Source organism: Pseudomonas peli, assembly GCF_050563605.1.
In the GTDB taxonomy this organism is placed as follows: Bacteria; Pseudomonadota; Gammaproteobacteria; order Pseudomonadales; family Pseudomonadaceae; genus Aquipseudomonas; species Aquipseudomonas peli_A.
Window position 1 is genome coordinate 153,513 of the sequence record NZ_JBNXUH010000011.1, and the last position, 16,989, is coordinate 170,501.

Below are 16,989 nucleotides of genomic sequence, written 5' to 3' on the forward strand. Positions count from 1 at the left end.
CGTGGCAGTTCAATGACAGCGCACCAGCCTTATCTAAGAATCTGTTTACGATCTCGCGAGCTAGAGTCATGCAAGGCAAAAGCAGGCGAGGAAGCGGAGTTTACTGGTGTAAATGAGCGTTCCGAGCCTGCTTTTAACGCAGCAGGGCCGACGCGCAGCAGATCGTAAATAGGTTCTGCGGGTAGACTTAGCGCCTGAAAAGGAGCCCACCATGTCCTCGCTGCTCTCGCTGCGTCACTACAGCCATGAACTGCTCAGCCACAGCCATTACCACGCGCAGCTGGTTTTTGGCCTGAGCGGCTTGCTGGAGTTCGAGGTGGCCGGCCAAGGCAGCCAGGTGAAACGCCAGACCCTGGCCGTGGTGCCCAGTGATGCGCAGCACGCCTGCGGTAGCAAAAACGGCAGCCACTGCCTGGTGCTCGACGTACCCGAAGACAGCTGGCTGCAACAACAGCTGGGCCGGCATCTGAATGCCACCCGCCGCCTGTTGGAAAAACCCGCTGCCGTCAGCCTCAATCCCGCGCAGAGTCAGTTGGTCAGCTGGCTAGCCGCTAGCCCGATAAATGATCCGGTGATTGCCCAACAAGGCGCCGCCCTGCTCTTGGCCAGCCTGGCCAATGCTGATACGTCCGCCCCGACAAGCAACTGCCTGCCGCTGGCGGCATTGGATGCCCATATAGACCAGCATGCCGCACACCCGCTGCAGGTTGCCGATCTGGCGCGCCTGGCCGGCCTTTCGGCTGCGCGTTTTCACGCACGCTTTCTCGATGAGACCGGGCAAACGCCGATGGACTATGTGCGCAGCCGCCGCCTGCAACTGGCGCGACAACTGCTACAGGGCAGCACCCTGGCAATTGGTGAGATCGCCGCACGGGTTGGCTACAGCTCACAAAGCGCCTTCAGTGCCGCCCTGTTGCGGCATCTCGGCGTTACGCCTCGGCAACTGCGCCGCATGTACTAATTCAACCGCGCCTACCGACGAGAGCCTGGCGACAAAACCCGCGATTCCTGAGACAGACAAGCGCACAGCAAGGCACCTAGACTGCCCGGCAGAATCGAGGAGTCGCCTATGCAAAACATCGAATGGCAGGATTTCGAAAAGGTGGAGCTGCGCGTCGGCACCATTCGCGCAGCCCGCCCCAATGAGAAAGCAGTAAAACCCGCCTACGTGCTGGAAGTGGATCTTGGCGAGTTGGGCATCAAGACCTCCAGCGCCCAGCTCACCGCCCACTACAGCTGCGAGCAACTGCTCGGCCGCCAGGTGCTGTGCGTGTGTAATTTCGCTGCAAAACGCATCGCCGGTGTGCGCTCCGAGGTGCTGGTGACCGGCGTGTATGACGCCGATAACAAAGTAGTGCTGGCCGGATTCGACAAACCGCTACCCAACGGCGCACGCCTGGCATGAATCAACGTAATGCCCTCTGGGCCATCCATCTGGGCGCCCTGCTGTTCGGCTTGTCCGGCATATTCGGCAAGCTGGCGAATACCACGCCACAGATGATCTCCGCCGGCCGCGCCATCTTCGCCGTGGCGGCCCTGCTGCTGTTCGCCAAACTGATCAGCAACGCTCGCCTGGTCCGCCTCGGCTTGCGCCAAACCAGCCTACTGGCCCTTGGCGGCCTGCTGCTTGGCGGTCACTGGTGGAGTTTTTTCGAGTCCGTGCATATCTCCGGCGTGGCCATCGCCACCCTCGGCTTTGCCAGTTTCCCGGCCTTTACCGTACTGCTCGAAGGTTTGCTGTTCCGCGAACGCACACGGCCGGTCGAATACGCCATGGTGGCGCTGGTGTGCCTGGGCCTGGTGCTGGTCACCCCGGATTTCGACCTCAGCAGCCAGGCCACAAGCGGCCTGCTCTGGGCAGTGCTGTCCGGCCTGCTGTTCGCCCTGCTGTCGCTGCTCAACCGCGCCAGCACCCGTGGCGTCGAGCCGGTACAGGCGGCGCTATACCAGAACCTAACCGTACTGCTGGTATTTATGCCGCTGGCCTGGCCAACCCTGCCCAGCGTGCAGGCGCAAGATTGGCTGTGGATGGCCATGCTCGGGATCTTCTGCACGGGGCTGGCACACAGCCTGTTCGTCGCCAGCCTGCGGGTACTCAAAGCGCGCACCACGGCGGTGATTTTCGCCCTGGAGCCGATCTACGGAATTGCCTTCGCCTGGCTGCTGTTCAGTGAGGTGCCAACCCTGCGCATGCTTGCCGGCGGCCTGCTGATTGTCAGCGCGATTTTTATTTCAGCGCGGATGGCCAAGTGATCCAAACGTTCCTCAACAACGCTCAGCGGTCGTTGTGGCCCAGATCCCGCGCCGGATCGATCTGATCGCGCAAGCGCTGCTTGAGCACCTTGGCCTCGGGGAAACCACCATCGGCCTTGCGCTCCCATATCTGCACGCCATCGCAGGTAATGCGAAACACCCCGCCAGTACCGGGCTCCAGGCAAACCCGGGACAGATCATCGGTAAAAGTCGACAACAGCTCCTGGGCCAACCAGGCGGCGCGCAGCAGCCACTGACATTGTGTGCAATAGGTGATGACCACTTCGGCTTTAGGGCTGGACATTGGCAGGCTCACGACGGATGAAAAGCCGATGATAACGCGCAGTGGCCTTAGCCTGGCGCACCAAGAAAAACGCCCGCGTACCAGAGGCACGCGAGCGTTGAGCGACAGCGTCTTGTATCAGGCGATTTTGGCCAGCAGCTGACGCGCTTCCTGCTTCTGCTCTTCATCGCCCTCGTTGATCACTTCATTGAGGATCTGGCAGGCGCTGTCCAGGCTGCCCTGCTCGATATAGGCCAGGGCCATGTTCAGTTTGGACAGGTTGTCGTGGTTGCCGGCCAGCTCATCAAGATCATCCAGCAGTGCCACGTCGAGCACGTCACCGCCCCAGCCATCGTGGGAGGTTTCTTCCACCAGCATCGACTCGGCATACGGACTGCGGGCATCGCGGCTACCCGACAGCCCGAAGATATCCGAGCTCTTGCGCTTGGCCGCGGCACTACTCTCAGCCTTGTCCGTCAGTTTTTTTGGCGCAGTAGGGGCAAAGGGGCTGACCAGATCCCAGTCGGCGTCCAAGGACATATCGTCCAGATTGAGCTGGCCATCATTGGCGGCTTCTTCAAACGGCTGCGCCTCAACCTCGTCCAGCTCCAGCACCACATCGTCCAGCAGACTGCTCGGCGGCGCGCTGAACAGCTCGGCATGCCGAGCCTTCAATTCATCAATCCGCGCCGGGGTAAATCCGGATGCCCGCACCAAGGCTTCATGGGCAACAAAGCCTTGGGCATCGCCCAGCAAGGCCAGCACTTCCAGCAGGCGGAAACCGATATCACTGCGCTGCGGCTGCGCCTCCCAGGCCTTGCGCAAGGTGCTAGCGGCCTCACTCAAGCGGCCGTAAGCGATATACACATTGGCGCTTTTCAGAGCATCTTCGCCCGCCGCCGGCCATACCGGGCCGCCACGCGGCGCATCGCGCACGTTGAGTGCCACTGCGGCTGCCGGTGCGACTGGTAACGCCGGTGCAATGCTTTGCGCCTTGGGCATGCTAGCAGCTCGCGCCGGTTGGGCAGGTACCGGCGCAGGCTCGACAGGTTTTCTGCCACGCCAGAACAGGCCGGCCACTCCAGCCAGTAACAGCGCCAGCAGACCGGCAATAATCGCCAGCCAGTTGCTGCCTGACTCAGCCGTAACCGGCGGCGTTTCCGCGACCGGAGCGAGCACAGGAGCAGCGGTTGCTTCGGCACTCGCCCGGCGGGCGGCCAATTCGGCCTGCAGGCCGGCAATCTGCTGATCCCGCGCTTCCATCTGCTCCTGCAGCTGCTGAACCTGTAGGCCCAGCTGCGCCAGGCTCTGCTGCAATTGCAGGGTCTCGCTAATCTGGCTGGCCAACTCCTGCTCGACGCGGGCCTGCTCCTGGATCAGTTGCTCGGCCGGCGGGTCAACCGGCAGTTCAGCACTAGGCGCAGCCACAGTCTCTGGCGAGGCCGTTGCTGCGACAACAGGCGCGGCTACTGCAGACGGCACACTCGCAACTCTGTCAGGCAATAACAATTGCGCACCAGCACGCAGGCGATTGATATCGCCATTGATAAAGGCCTGAGGATTGAGCGCATGGATGTCGTTTATCAGCGCCTGGGGCGCCACCTGTCCGGCATCGGCGGCCAGACGCGTGGCAATCTTCCACAGGCTATCGCCGCTGACCACGCTGTAGCGATTACCCTGCTGCGTGGCGGGCAATACTGCCGGGCGCGCAGGCGTTGCAGTGGCTACACGCGGCGCAGTCGCTACGACAGCTGGCGCGGCAGATGCTGCAGGCGCAGCCAGGCTGCGGTAGGCAGCAGAGCTGGGCGGGTCGAGCAGCACGGTGTACTCGCGGTACAACTGGCCATTGGGCCGTACCACTTCGACGATAAAATTCAGATAAGGCTCGCGCACCGGTTGGGTCGACACCACGCGAATCACGCTCTTGCCGCCCCGCAGCAGCGGGGTAAAGCGCAGGTCATTGAAGAAATACAGGCGGTCGACGCCGGAACGACTAAACACCTCAGCGGGCGCCAGGCGCACGCGCATGTCGGCGTCGGTCAGGTCGCCCACATCAAACAATTCGATTTCGGCATCCAGCGGCTGACTAAGCGCCGAATGCAGGGTGATTTCGCCCAGGCCAAGCGCTGGAACCAGCCCCGAATACAGGGCCGAGCCGGACGCCAGGCCGATCAGTAATTGACGAACCTTTGCCATAAAAAACGCTCCCGGTGAATCCGCCTCTGCACTCTCGCCACTACACGTCATGGACGTGCGCTTCCAGCGCTTGCGAGAGTATAGAAGACGGCAAATGCGGCCTTGGGACTACGTTCCGTGTTTAACCCGGCTGGTGCATGGCAATAATTACGGCGCACTGAATAAACAAATGCTCACCGCCGTTCGGCAAAAAGCCATCACAGGTGCAAGCATAGGCCCACAGCCAAGAAAATGACAACTGCGTCACACAACCGATTAGCTGTCAGCGCTTTGTCGATTTGACGCCCCAGGCAGCCAAAACCGTGACAGCGAACACCCCAGCCACCAGCCAGAAACTCTGTTTAAAGGCGAGCATCTCTGCGACGTGATCGCCGCCTTCGGCGCTGTGCCGCCACTCCAGAAAGAAGGTCAGCAGATTGACCCCGAACGCCCCGCCCAGCTGGCGGACGAAGGTAATGGCCCCTGCGCCTTGGGCCAGCTCCTCAGGGCTAAGGATATCCAGCGAACCGGTACTCAAGGCCGGCAGCAACACACCCAGACCAATGCGCCCGACACAGGCCCAGAAACACAACTGAATAAACGAGGCGCCCTGCTCGACCCAGGCCAATCCTGCCGCCGACAGCGCAAAGATCAGCAGACCGGCACTCAGCAGCACGGCTGCAGACAGCCGATCACTGAGCCACCCCCCAAGAAAGGACGCCATGCCCATCAATATCCCGGCCGGCAACAGCAGCAGGCCCGAGCGTCCGGCGCTGAAGCCTTCGACGGTTTGTAGATACAGCGGAATCAGGTAGGTCGAACCATACAGGCCAAGCCCCAGGGTCAACGCGACCCAGCTGGCACTGCGAAACCCGGCGTGCCGCCACAGCGCCAAAGGCAGCAACGGATGGGCGGCGCGCCGGCTGCGCAGGATAAATGCCATGCCTGCCAACAACGCCAAACAGCCGGGTAACCAGACCCTCGGCGCCGACCAGGCAAAGCGCTGCGCCTCGGCAAGAAACCCAAGCGCGGCAAATATCGCCACACACAACCAGGCAAAGGCCTGAATATCTAAACGCGGCGTGCTGCGCTCACGTTCACTGGGCAACAACCATTGCCCAGCGAGCATCGCCAGCAGACACATTGGCAGCGGCATCCAGAAGATTGACGGCCAGCCGAAATGATCGACCAGGTAACCGCCAATCCCCGGCCCCAACGACGGCGCCAGCATCACCCCCAGGCCATATATGCCCAACGCCATGCCGCGCCCGCCATCGGCGAACACGCGGAAGATCAGCACCATGGCCAACGGCTGCACGACTCCCGCGCACAGCCCCTGCACGATGCGCAGGGCGATCAGCTGCCAGGCTGTGTACGCCACCAGCGCCAACAGTGAACTGAGGATAAACAGCAGCAGGCCGAATTGCGCCGTACGCCGCGCGCCAAAACGCGCCTGGGCCCAAGCGGCCAGCAGCAAACCAGCGGTCATGGCCGCGAGAAAGCCGGTGGACAGCCACTGCGCCAGCGGCCGACCGATGGCGAAATCCGCCATGATCGCCGGCAAGGCGACGTTGATACTGGTGGAGGCCAAGACCATGGCCATGCTGCCGACCATCAGCAACGCCAGCAGCCACTGCGGGTAACGCGGGCCGAAACGTTGCTGCAGGGCCTGCAGGTCGTCACGCATCAGCGTTTTTCCAGGTTACTCAATACCTGGGCGTGGACCTTCTGGCAGCGGCGCAATTCGTCTTCATCAATTCCAGCGAACACTTCCTGGCGCAGTTGCGCGGAGATCGCTTCGATCTTTTCAATCAGCGGGCGGGCCTGTGGGCTGAGGGCAATCTTTTTTGCGCGACGGTCTTCAGGCACCGCCTGACGGCTGACCAGGCCCTGAGCTTCCAGGCTGTCGAGCAGGCGCGCCAGGGTTGGCCCTTCAACGCCGACGCTCTGCGCCAACTCGCGCTGGGTCGGCAATTCAGCAAAGCGCCCCAGGTGCAGCAGCACCAGCCAGCGGGCCTGGGAAAGCCCCAGGCCGACCAGACGGCGATCCAGTTCGGCGCGCCAGGCGCGGGAGAGTTGGGCAACTTGCATGGCAAAACGGTGTTGATCGGTATGCGACATGGACAGCGGCTCTTAACTATAAAAAACTAATTATTAGCCAGCTAACCATAACCCTTTTAACGAGGCAAGCCTGTAAAAGGCCTAGCAAGTCGTTGAAACGTAGGCGAGGCCGGCAAGACAAGGCAAAAACTGGCGAGGAAGCGGAGTTTACTGGTGTAAATGAGCACTCCGAGCCTGTTTTTAACGCAGTATTGCCAACGCAGGTAGTTTCAACGGCCTGCTAGTCACCACTTTACATACTGATCTTCAACAAAGCCCCAGAGGTTGTCGATGCGCACTTCGGGCCGGCCAATCGGGCGCAGCACGCCGGTGAACTGGCCGAAAATCTGTTTGAAGTTGCTCGCCAGCAGCCCCACGTTCAGCCGTTCCTTGTGCAGACCACGCCCCTCGAAACGCAGCTCCACCTGGCCGTCATAGGAGTTGATCAACCAGGGCTGCAACGGTTGATCACGATCAAAAGCAAAGCGCACCGTATCGACCTTGAGCAGCTCGCCATCCAGCCAGAAGCAGTTCTCGGTAAAACTGCTTTCATTGACCCCGCAGGACAGGTTCAACCCCAACCGCTGCTCACCCGCCTGACCGGACAGGCAAGCCCAGTTCCAGTGGGTTTCAGGCCGCATATAACCGGCCGACCAGTCGTGGTGAGCGAAAGCGCCAATCTGCGCCAGATCGAAATCCCCCAGCGCGCTGCGCACCTGCCCCGTGCAGCGTACCCCCGCCACTTTTTGCGCATAAACCCAACCATTGACCGCCGTCGGCGTGTTGATGCACATCGGCTGAAACGCCGGCACAGCCTCGGAGAAACAGGCGTCGATACGGGTGCCGTCATCCAGCTCCACCAGCAAGCGTTTTTCCTTAGATACGGCGCTGTTCTCCAAGCGCAGTAGATTGCCGCCGCTGCGCACCTCGCACACGCCCTGATCCGGGGTCTGCGAGAACTGGCTGCCAAAGCCCAGCGGCAGCTTGAACTGACGTTCGATCATCCGCCCGCTGGCAGGGTGGAACAGATAGACAAAACCCACACCCAGCAGGCTGAGGTTGGCCAGCGCGCAGCCGCCAATCAGCTCATCACTAATCAGGCCGAAATACTGGAATTGGTGAAAGCGCCGCCACTTGGCCAACGCACCCAGCTTGCGCCCCATGGGTGAGCGAAAGTCAAAATCGCGGTAATTGATCAGCCCCGGCGCGGCGGGAAAGATGCCGTAATGCGGCTGGCCGTTGGCCTGAATCAGTCGATCCATCGGAGCAATCACTCAAGGAGAAAACCTCAGCGATGCTAGCACCGCGACTTCGCTGCGGGCATTCACCGCAGGCGCCAAGCACAGCGGCAAAATCGGCCACCGCCTCCTAGATTCTCAGGCCACGACCTGATTGCGGCCAAACGCCTTGGCTTCATAAAGCGCGCGATCCGCATGCTCGTAAAGCTGCGCCAGCGCGCCACCTGCGGCAGGTTGAATGCAGGAAATACCAATCGACATGGTCAGCATGCTCGCCGTAGCAGAGCCGGCATGCTCGATATTCAGGGTCTGCAGGGTCTGGCGCAGCGCTTCGGCGTGATGCCGTGCTTCGGCTTCACCGATGTCGTAGAGCAGCACGGCAAATTCTTCGCCGCCCAGGCGCACAGCCATGTCCAGCGGCCGCCGCGCCGCGTCCTGCAGCAGGCTGCCAATGCGCTGCAACACTTTATCGCCGGCCTGGTGGCCGTAGTGATCGTTGTAGGCCTTGAAGTGATCTACATCGCACAGCAGCAGCGCCAGGCTGCGATGTTCACGCTGCGCCTGACGCCACAGGCGCTCGAACTGACGGTTGAAGCTGCGACGGTTGTGCAAGCCGGTCAGGCTGTCGTGATCGGCCAATACGCGCATCAGCCGACTGATCAGAAAATGCTCGCGCAATTTGAATTCCAGCAGGTAACACCCCACCGCGCCCATTACGTTGCCGAACAGGAGAAACAGGGCGTTATTAGCCAAGCGCGATACAGGCAAGCTGGCCACCAGCAGCTCGACACAGACGTAGACCACTAGCACCAGCAAAGAGCAGCTGAGCGCTTCGATCAAACGCAAACCCACCAGAAAATAGGCGGCCATGCAGACCAGCAACAACCCCTCATAGGGATAACTGGGGTCAACTCGATGGGCGATGCCGACCACCAAGGACGCCGCCACGCCAAGCGCCAACAGGCTGACCAGGCTTAGCGGCTGCAGCAGGTGGATGTGCTTGCGCTGAACCAGCAGCCAGCCAAACAGGCACAGCAACAGCAAGACCACCAGGCGTATGGCGAGCATCCACCACACCTCAGGCGCTTTGATCAGGAAAAAATCGAACGCGGCAAAAGCCAGCCACACCAGAATGCCCACGCCCAGGGCGATGCGTTTCAACTCAAAGGTGTCTTCACGCAGGGAGTCGCGGTACTCCTGCTCCAGTGGGCGGGAGAAGCGCAGCAGGCGAAAGCCCAAGGCGAGCTGATCCGCGTAGGGACTGGGGCGAACATCGTCTAGCCAGGCATGGGAAAGCGGCACCGGAACCTCTACAGCTGGGTGGCTGACAACACCTTAGTCGCTCACTCCCCACGTCACAAGCCGCAGTACTGCCAAGCGCGACAGCCCATACGGCGCCACTCAGGCCTCGAATTCCGCCTGCAATGCAGCCCGCACGCAATGCAGGATGCCCAGCTCAACGCGCCCGGCAAACTGCTCGCTGATCGCCGCTACCGGCGGCAGCTCGCCCTCGCCATCGAGGAAGGCATCCTGGATTTCACCCAGCAATGCTTCGGGCACATCCAGCGCCTGCTCCAGGGACAACTGCTGACGGCCAATGGCTTCGGCTAGCAGGCCGTAGACATTCTTCTCGCTGCAGCTGAGCTGACTGGCGATCTGCGCTGGGGTCATGCCGGCACGGGCCAGACTGACCAGTTCGTGGCGCAGATCAACCACCGCACGCGGTGCTTCATCATCCGCACCGAGCACGGCCAGGAAGGCCTCGCCATAACGCTCCAGCTTGCGCGCGCCGACACCACTGACCCGCGCCATCTCGGCCAGGGTACTGGGCTTGCTGCGCAGCATCTCTAGCAAGGTGGCATCCGGGAAGATCACATAAGGCGGCACGCCATGCTCTTCTGCCAGCTTGCGGCGCAAGGCGCGTAGCGCTTCCCATTGGCCACGTTCCTCACCACGCACCAGTTGGCTGGCGGCGCTGCTGGAGGCCTTGGCGCTTTGTTGCGGTTTCAGATCACGGCGCAATTGCAGCGTCACCTCTCCCTTGAGCAAGGGACGGCAACTGTCGGCCAGGCGCAGGCCACCAAAGCCTTCGAGGTCGACATCGGCCAGACCGCGCGCCACCAGTTGGCGGAACAGCGAACGCCATTCGCCCTCGGCCAGCGCCTTGCCGATGCCGAACACCGCCAGATGCTGATGCCCCACGCCGCGGATTTTTTCGTTATCGCGGCCAAGTAGCACATCGACCAGATGGCCGACGCCATAGCGCTGGCCGGTGCGATAGATCGCCGACAGCGCCTGGCGCGCCGGCTCGGTGGCATCCCAGGTCTGCACGCCATCGATGCAGTTGTCGCAGTGTCCACAGGGTTGCGGCATGTCCTCATCGAAATAAGCCAATAACGCCTGGCGCCGGCAGCGGGTCTCCTCACACAGCGCGAGCATGGCATCGAGCTTGTGCTGCTCAACGCGCTTGTGGCGTTCATCGCCCTCGGAGTTGTTGAGCATCTGCTTGAGGAAAATCACATCCTGCAGGCCGTAGGCCATCCAGGCATCCGCCGGCAGGCCGTCACGGCCGGCGCGACCGGTTTCCTGGTAATAGGCTTCCAGGGATTTCGGCAGATCAAGGTGGGCGACAAAACGCACGTTAGGTTTGTCGATGCCCATGCCGAAGGCGATGGTCGCCACCATGATCAGCCCTTCCTCGTTGAGAAAGCGCTTCTGGTGATAAGCGCGCAACTCATTGGCCAAACCGGCGTGGTACGGCAATGCCGGGAAACCCTGCTCGGAAAGGAACGTGGCGACCTCCTCGACCTTCTTGCGCGACAGGCAATAGACGATGCCGGCATCGCCCTTGCGCGCGGTCAGGAAGCTCAGCAGCTGCTTGCGCGGCTGCTCCTTGGGCACGATGCGGTAGAAGATATTCGGCCGATCGAAACTCGATAAAAAACGTTCGGCATTCTGCAGATGCAGACGCTGAACGATTTCTTCACGGGTGCGCATGTCCGCGGTGGCGGTCAGGGCGATGCGTGGCACATTGGGGAACAGCTCGGCGAGCTGGCCCAGCTGCAGGTATTCCGGACGGAAATCGTGCCCCCACTGCGACACGCAATGCGCCTCATCGATGGCGAACAAGGCAATATCGAGGTTCTGCAGAAAGCTCAGCATGCGCGGCTGCACCAGCCGCTCAGGGGCCAGGTAGAGCATCTTGATCTCGCCGCGCTTGATCCGCTCGGCAATCTCACGCTGCTCATCGGCGTTCAGCGTGGAGTTCAGCGCTGCGGCAGCCACACCCAGCTCGTCGAGGGTCGCAACCTGATCGTCCATCAGTGCGATCAACGGTGAAACCACCACTGCCAGGCCTTCGCGCAGCAGGGCCGGCACCTGAAAGCACAGCGACTTGCCGCCACCGGTGGGCATCAGCACCAGGGCATCGCCGCCACTGGCCACGCGCTCGATAATCGCACCCTGACGGCCACGGAAGCTGTCGTAGCCGAATACGTCTTTGAGGATGCGTTGCGCGTGCTCGAGCATGAAGGGTCTCCGAAACAAGCCGCGCATTATACGCAAGTGCCGCGCGGGCACGCGCAGGCGTGGCGGAGTTTGATCCGATTTTCACCCGCCATGGCCTGCGGCTATGGCCGCTGTGGCTGCGGTCGACTAGAATCGACCCTCGTTTACTCCTTCAAGGTAGCCCCCGATGTCCTTCGCCGAGCAACTCTCCCGCCTGCAAGCCTTCCTCGATGCCGATGAGCTGCATGAAGAGGCCCTGGACTACATCGCCGCCCACGGCTACCTGACCGCCCTGTCGATCTGCCCACAGCCGGTGCCAGAGCGCGAGTGGATTGACGCACTGTTCTCCGAGCCGCCGCACTACCGCAGTGATGCCGAGCGCGAAGAGATCGAAGCCACCCTGATCCAGCTGCAAAGCCATATCGCCCGCCAACTGGCCAGCGACGATGAACCCGACGTACCGTGCGAACTCGACCTGGGCGAAGAGCCGGACGATTCCGACCTGCGCGGCTGGTGCATCGGCTTTATGGAAGGGGTGTTCCTGCGTGAAGCAGTGTGGTTCGACGACGCCGAAGATGAAGTCAGCGAGCTGCTGCTGCCGATCATGGTCGGTTCCGGCCTGTTCGATGAGCAACCCGAATTCGCCGAAATCGCCCGTGACCGCGACTTGGTCGACAGCATGGTTGAGCAGATCCCTGAACTGCTGACTGCGCTGTTCCTGCTGTGCCATGCGCCGGAAGAAAAGCCGGCCCTCCTGAAGCCCCGCCACCACTAAGCACGCGCCATGGCGCGTGAGATTCGGGTGCCGCCTGTTCAAGAGCAGCGCAACCCCGCTATTCGCTACGTTCTGCTGGCCATCGGCTGGCTGAGCGTGGCGCTGGGGGTAATCGGCATATTCCTTCCTGTGCTGCCCACCACGCCTTTTCTGCTGCTGGCTGCCGCGTGCTTTATGCGCAGCTCGAAGCGTTTCTACCTGTGGCTGGTCAATCACCGCCAGCTTGGCCCGTGGATCGTCGACTACCTCGAAGGCCAGGGCATTCCGCTCAAGGGCAAGGTCTACGCCATCAGCCTGATGTGGCTGAGCATCGGCCTATCGTGCTACCTGGTGCCGCTGTTCTGGGCCAGAGCTTTTATGCTGACCAGCGCGGTGCTGGTTAGCCTGTATATCCTCAGCCAGAAAACTCGGGTCAAACCCTAAGCAACACGCCAGCCGACATTCGGTATATTCAGCGCGGCAAAAATCAGCAGCACCACCTAGACTTTCCCAATCCCCGGCCGAGGCGCGGTACATGCCACCCCGTCAGCTTACTCATGGATGGTTCAAGCGCCTCAACCGAGCGTTGCTAGGCGGCTGCATCCTGCTGATCGGCCTGGCCAGCGCCCTGGCCAACTGGGACTTCGGCGTGATCCTGCAAAATGCCGAAAGCCGCTACGGCAAACTCGGCGCCGCCAAGCAGCGCATCCAGGCCTGGGAAGCGCAAATCAAGGCCAGTGGCAGCAGCAGCGAAAGAGACAAGCTCACCGAGGTCAACCGCTTCTTCAATCGGCAGATCCGCTTTACCGACGATATCCGCCTGTGGAAACAGAACGATTACTGGGCCACGCCCATCGAGATGCTGGTCAAGGGCGAAGGCGACTGCGAAGACTATTCAATCGCCAAATACTTCACCCTGCGCCGCCTCGGCATTCCCAGCGACAAACTGCGCATCACTTACGTTAAGGCGCTCAATTACAACCAGGCGCACATGGTCCTGACCTACTACGCCAGCCCCGGTGCCGAGCCACTGGTGCTGGACAACCTGATCAATGAAATAAAACCTGCCTCGCAACGTAAAGACCTGCTGCCGGTCTATGCATTCAACGCCGAAGGCCTCTATCTCCCGGGTTCCACCAGCAGAAAGAGCGATTCCAAGAAGCTCTCGCGCTGGCAGGACATCTTGAAAAAAATGCGCACGGAGGGCTTCGCCATCGGCGAAGGCTAGGAGGAACCTATGTCTCTACTCAAGCAGCTATTTCTCGCCATCTGCCTGTTCCTGGTAGTGGCCTTTACCGGCAGTTTTATCGCCGGGGTGGAAAGCTCGCGTGAGCAATTGCTCAGCCAGCTGCGCTCCCATGCCCAGGACGCCGCGACCGCGCTGGGCCTGTCGATGACCCCGCACGTGGATGACCCGGCGATGATCGAGCTGATGGTCAGCTCGATCTTCGACAGTGGCTATTTCACTAGCATCCGCGTGGTGCGCATCCCTGATGATGAGGTGATTGTCGAACGGCGCAGCGACGATGCCAGTGCAGAAACCGTGCCCGCCTGGTTCAGCGAGCTGGTCGACCTGCAACCCCAGGGCGGCGATGCGCTGATCATGCGCGGCTGGGAACAGGCCGCACGGGTCGAAGTGCTCAGCCACCCGCAATTTGCCCTGGCCAAACTCTGGGACAGCGCCATCGGCAGCCTGATCTGGTTGCTGCTCTGCGGCCTGGTCAGCGCCATACTCGGCGGATGGCTGCTGCGCACCCAGTTGCGCCCACTGGACAACATGGTGCAACAGGCTCAGGCCATCACCCGCCGCGAATTCCTCACCCTGCCCAAGGTGCCGCGCACCCCGGAACTTAAACGCGTAGTCACCGCCATGAACCAGATGGTGGAAAAGCTGAAAACCCTGTTCGCCGAAGAAGCCGCACGCAGCGAGAAACTGCGTGAAGAGGCCTACCAGGACAGCATCACCGGCCTAGCCAACCGCCGCCTGTTCGATATCCGCCTGGCCCACCAGTTGGTGGTCAGTGAGCAGAATGCCGAAGGCTATTTGCTGCTGCTGCGGGTAAACGACCTTGGCGGGCTCAACCAGCGCCTCGGCGGCCAGCAGACCGACGCCTTGATTGCCGCCATCGGCGAACTGCTCAAGCGCCTGCTCAACCAGACCAACCGCTCAGACTGGCTGGCCTCACGCAGCCGTGGCGGCGAGTTCAGTCTGCTGGCCCCGGGCATTGGCAGTGAAGAAGCCGACCTACTTGCCGGTGAGCTGCACACCGGCCTGGAAAGCCTGCGCCAGACCGGCGCCAGCGACTGCACGCCCGTGGCGCATATGGGCATTGCCGCCTTCCGCCCTGGCGAAGAACCCGGCCAGGTCATTGGCCGCGCCGATCAGGCCCTGGCGCAAGCGCAGAACGACCCTAGCCGCCACTGGGTGCGCCTGGACGACTACAACGCACAACCAACTCAGGGCCTGCACGACTGGCGCACCTGGATCGACGATGCGTTGAACAAGCGCAAGCTGCAGCTGTATTTCCAGCCGGTCACGCAATGCGTCGACCGCAACCGGCTGCTGCATCACAAGGTGCTGGCGCGCCTGCTTGATCCGCAAGGCGAAGCGATTGCCGCTGGCCGCTTTCTACCCTGGATCGAGCGCCTGGGCTGGACCGCCCGCTTCGACCTGGCCATGCTCGAACACAGCCTGGCACATCTGAACCAACATGCAGCGCCACTGGCCCTCAGCCTATCGGCCGCTACCCTGCGTGACACCGAAACCCTCAAGCGCATGTTCGAAATTCTAAGGCAACACCCACAGCAGGCCAGCCTGCTGACCCTGGAAGTGGACGAGCGTCATCTGCCGCCTGCGGCCGAGCTGGAAGCGCTTAGCCAGGGCGTCCGTGACACCGGCTTCAGCCTGGGCCTGCAACACTTTGGCGGACGCTTCAGCCTGATCGGTAACCTGACCCACCTGGGCCTGGCCTACCTGAAACTCGACGGCACCTATATCCGCGCCATCGATCAGGAAAGCGACAAGCGCATGTTTATCGAGGCGGTGTTCCGCGCCACTAACAGCATTGACCTGCCGTTGATTGCCGAAATGGTGGAAACCGAGGGCGAGCTGGCAGTGCTCAAGGAGCTGGGGCTGTACGGCGCAATGGGCCGCCTACTGGGCGCGCCAGAACCCTGGAAAGACTGATCCGCTGACGCAAACGGGGTAGTCCGATTACGGCCTACCCCGATTCAAGTACAGCGCTCAGAGCCCAGCCAACAGCGGGCTCAGCTGGCAAACAGATAGCCTTCCACATCCATCCCGGCATCACGCATCTGCGCCAGCTTGTAGCGCAAGGTGCGCGGGCTGATGCCCAGGCGCTCGGCGGCTTCCTTGCGACGGCCACGCTCGGCACGCAGGGTATCGATAATCATCTGAAACTCATGCCGACGCAGATCATCGCCCAAAGCACCCGCCTCTGCCGGCGAGGCGTCCTGCGGCGCAGGTGCGCTATTGACCACCACCGCCAACAACGGTTGCACGGACGGCGCAACCGCCGAGCCAATGGGCGCCAGCAGGCAGAGGTCCTGCGGCTGAATCAGGCCGCCCTGCTGCAGAATCAGAGCGCGTTGAATGGCGTTATCCAGCTCGCGCACATTACCCGGCCAACTATGGCTCATCAGGCTCATCTGCGCCTGAGGGGAAAGACGAATAGGCGCGTGGTTCATTTTCTTCACGTACTTGGCCAGCAAGCGCTCGGCCAGCGGCACGATATCCGCAGGGCGCTCACGCAGTGGCTGCCAGGCTAGTGGAAATACCGACAGGCGATAGTAGAGGTCTTCACGGAAGCGCCCCGCCGCCACTTCCGCAGCCAGATCGCGGTTACTGGTGGCAAGCACGCGAATATCCAGGGTAATCGGCTTACGCGCGCCAACCCGCTCCACTTCGCGCTCCTGCAGCACGCGCAGCAGCTTAGCCTGCAGGCCCAGTGGCATCTCGGAAATTTCGTCGAGCAGAATGGTACCGCCCTCGGCCAGTTCGAACTTGCCCGGCGCGCTGGCAATCGCACCGGTAAATGCACCCTTCTCGTGACCGAACAGCGTGGCTTCGAGCATGTTGTCCGGAATCGCCGCGCAGTTAATGGCAATAAAGGGTTTGCTGCCGCGTGGCGACTGCTGGTGGATAAAGCGCGCCAGTACCTCTTTACCGGTACCGGATTCGCCAGTGATCAATACCGTGGAATCGCTCTGCGCCACCCGCGTGGCCAGGGCCAACAGCTGCACGCTGGCTGGTTCCTCGGCGACCGGGCCGTCCTGCTCACTGACAGAAACCCGGCCCAACGCATGCCGGTCAACCAGCGTCAGCAAGGCTTTCGGCTCGAATGGCTTGACCAGATAATCCGCTGCGCCTTGGCGCATGGCATCAACCGCCCGCTCCACCGCGCCGAACGCAGTCATCAGCAGCACCGGCAGTTGGGGCTGACGCTGACGAATCTGCGCGAGCAACTGGTGGCCATCCATGCCGGGCATGTTTACATCGCTGACTACCAGGCCAAAAGGCTCTTCGGCAATCGCCAACAGCGCCGCTTCGGCGCAATCCACCGCACGGTAATCATGCCCACCCAGCGCCAGGGTATCAGCCAGTGCCTCGCGCAAGGCGCGGTCATCTTCGACCAACAGAATTTTGCTCGCCATGGATG

At 61.8% G+C, this 16,989-nt stretch carries 15 protein-coding genes; 7 read left to right on the forward strand and 8 right to left on the reverse strand.

Annotation, left to right across the window (positions count from 1 at the left end):
* Positions 1 to 211 precede the first annotated feature (211 nt).
* The 3 genes from ACQ4LH_RS14990 (at position 212) to ACQ4LH_RS15000 (ending at position 2,253) form a co-directional block, all read left to right on the forward strand.
* The gene (locus ACQ4LH_RS14990) at positions 212 to 961 is read left to right on the forward strand and encodes a helix-turn-helix domain-containing protein (protein ID WP_430697877.1); all 750 of its coding nucleotides are present in this window, start codon (positions 212 to 214) and stop codon (positions 959 to 961) included.
* Between the two features lie 108 nt (positions 962 to 1,069).
* Positions 1,070 to 1,405, forward strand: a complete 336-nt coding sequence (locus ACQ4LH_RS14995; protein WP_430697878.1) for a tRNA-binding protein — start codon at positions 1,070 to 1,072, stop codon at positions 1,403 to 1,405.
* Entirely contained in the window at positions 1,402 to 2,253 is an 852-nt protein-coding gene (locus ACQ4LH_RS15000) for a DMT family transporter (RefSeq protein WP_430697879.1), read from the forward strand. The genes ACQ4LH_RS14995 and ACQ4LH_RS15000 overlap by 4 nt, the downstream gene beginning before the upstream one ends.
* Positions 2,254 to 2,275: 22 nt before the next feature.
* Here ACQ4LH_RS15000 and ACQ4LH_RS15005 read toward each other — a convergent pair whose 3' ends face one another.
* From ACQ4LH_RS15005 to recQ, 7 genes are all read right to left on the reverse strand, one after another.
* Positions 2,276 to 2,557 (reverse strand): SelT/SelW/SelH family protein, encoded by a 282-nt coding sequence (locus ACQ4LH_RS15005; protein ID WP_430697880.1) that lies wholly within the window; start codon positions 2,555 to 2,557, stop codon positions 2,276 to 2,278.
* 117 nt (positions 2,558 to 2,674) lie between these two features.
* Positions 2,675 to 4,732, reverse strand: coding sequence for a FimV/HubP family polar landmark protein (locus tag ACQ4LH_RS15010; protein WP_430697881.1), 2,058 nt, complete (start codon positions 4,730 to 4,732; stop codon positions 2,675 to 2,677).
* 262 nt (positions 4,733 to 4,994) lie between these two features.
* Positions 4,995 to 6,398, reverse strand: a complete 1,404-nt coding sequence (locus tag ACQ4LH_RS15015) for a DHA2 family efflux MFS transporter permease subunit (protein ID WP_430697882.1) — start codon at positions 6,396 to 6,398, stop codon at positions 4,995 to 4,997.
* Positions 6,398 to 6,832: a MarR family transcriptional regulator gene (locus ACQ4LH_RS15020; protein WP_090248226.1), complete on the reverse strand. Its 435-nt coding sequence runs from the start codon at positions 6,830 to 6,832 to the stop codon at positions 6,398 to 6,400. The genes ACQ4LH_RS15015 and ACQ4LH_RS15020 overlap by 1 nt, the downstream gene beginning before the upstream one ends.
* A 224-nt stretch (positions 6,833 to 7,056) precedes the next feature.
* Complete coding sequence (locus ACQ4LH_RS15025) at positions 7,057 to 8,073, reverse strand: DUF2804 domain-containing protein (RefSeq protein ID WP_430697883.1); 1,017 nt, start codon at positions 8,071 to 8,073, stop codon at positions 7,057 to 7,059.
* A 114-nt stretch (positions 8,074 to 8,187) separates the two neighbouring features.
* Positions 8,188 to 9,351 (reverse strand): diguanylate cyclase domain-containing protein, encoded by a 1,164-nt coding sequence (locus tag ACQ4LH_RS15030; RefSeq protein ID WP_430697884.1) that lies wholly within the window; start codon positions 9,349 to 9,351, stop codon positions 8,188 to 8,190.
* 99 nt (positions 9,352 to 9,450) lie between these two features.
* Positions 9,451 to 11,577 carry a DNA helicase RecQ gene (gene recQ, locus ACQ4LH_RS15035; RefSeq protein WP_430697885.1) on the reverse strand — a complete coding sequence of 709 codons (2,127 nt, stop codon included), beginning with the start codon at positions 11,575 to 11,577 and terminating at the stop codon, positions 9,451 to 9,453.
* A gap of 166 nt (positions 11,578 to 11,743) precedes the next feature.
* On the opposite strand from recQ, the gene ACQ4LH_RS15040 reads away from it, so the two are divergent.
* The 4 genes from ACQ4LH_RS15040 (at position 11,744) to lapD (ending at position 15,497) form a co-directional block, all read left to right on the forward strand.
* Complete coding sequence (locus tag ACQ4LH_RS15040; RefSeq protein WP_430697886.1) at positions 11,744 to 12,331, forward strand: UPF0149 family protein; 588 nt, start codon at positions 11,744 to 11,746, stop codon at positions 12,329 to 12,331.
* A gap of 9 nt (positions 12,332 to 12,340) precedes the next feature.
* Complete coding sequence (locus ACQ4LH_RS15045; RefSeq protein ID WP_430697887.1) at positions 12,341 to 12,754, forward strand: YbaN family protein; 414 nt, start codon at positions 12,341 to 12,343, stop codon at positions 12,752 to 12,754.
* A 91-nt stretch (positions 12,755 to 12,845) separates the two neighbouring features.
* Positions 12,846 to 13,538: a cysteine protease LapG gene (gene lapG / locus ACQ4LH_RS15050; protein WP_090248236.1), complete on the forward strand. Its 693-nt coding sequence runs from the start codon at positions 12,846 to 12,848 to the stop codon at positions 13,536 to 13,538.
* 9 nt (positions 13,539 to 13,547) lie between these two features.
* Positions 13,548 to 15,497 carry a cyclic di-GMP receptor LapD gene (lapD, locus tag ACQ4LH_RS15055; protein ID WP_430697888.1) on the forward strand — a complete coding sequence of 650 codons (1,950 nt, stop codon included), beginning with the start codon at positions 13,548 to 13,550 and terminating at the stop codon, positions 15,495 to 15,497.
* 80 nt (positions 15,498 to 15,577) lie between these two features.
* On the opposite strand, the gene ACQ4LH_RS15060 is transcribed toward lapD, so the two are convergent.
* Positions 15,578 to 16,984, reverse strand: coding sequence for a sigma-54-dependent transcriptional regulator (locus tag ACQ4LH_RS15060; RefSeq protein WP_430697889.1), 1,407 nt, complete (start codon positions 16,982 to 16,984; stop codon positions 15,578 to 15,580).
* Between the last annotated feature and the right edge of the window lie 5 nt (positions 16,985 to 16,989).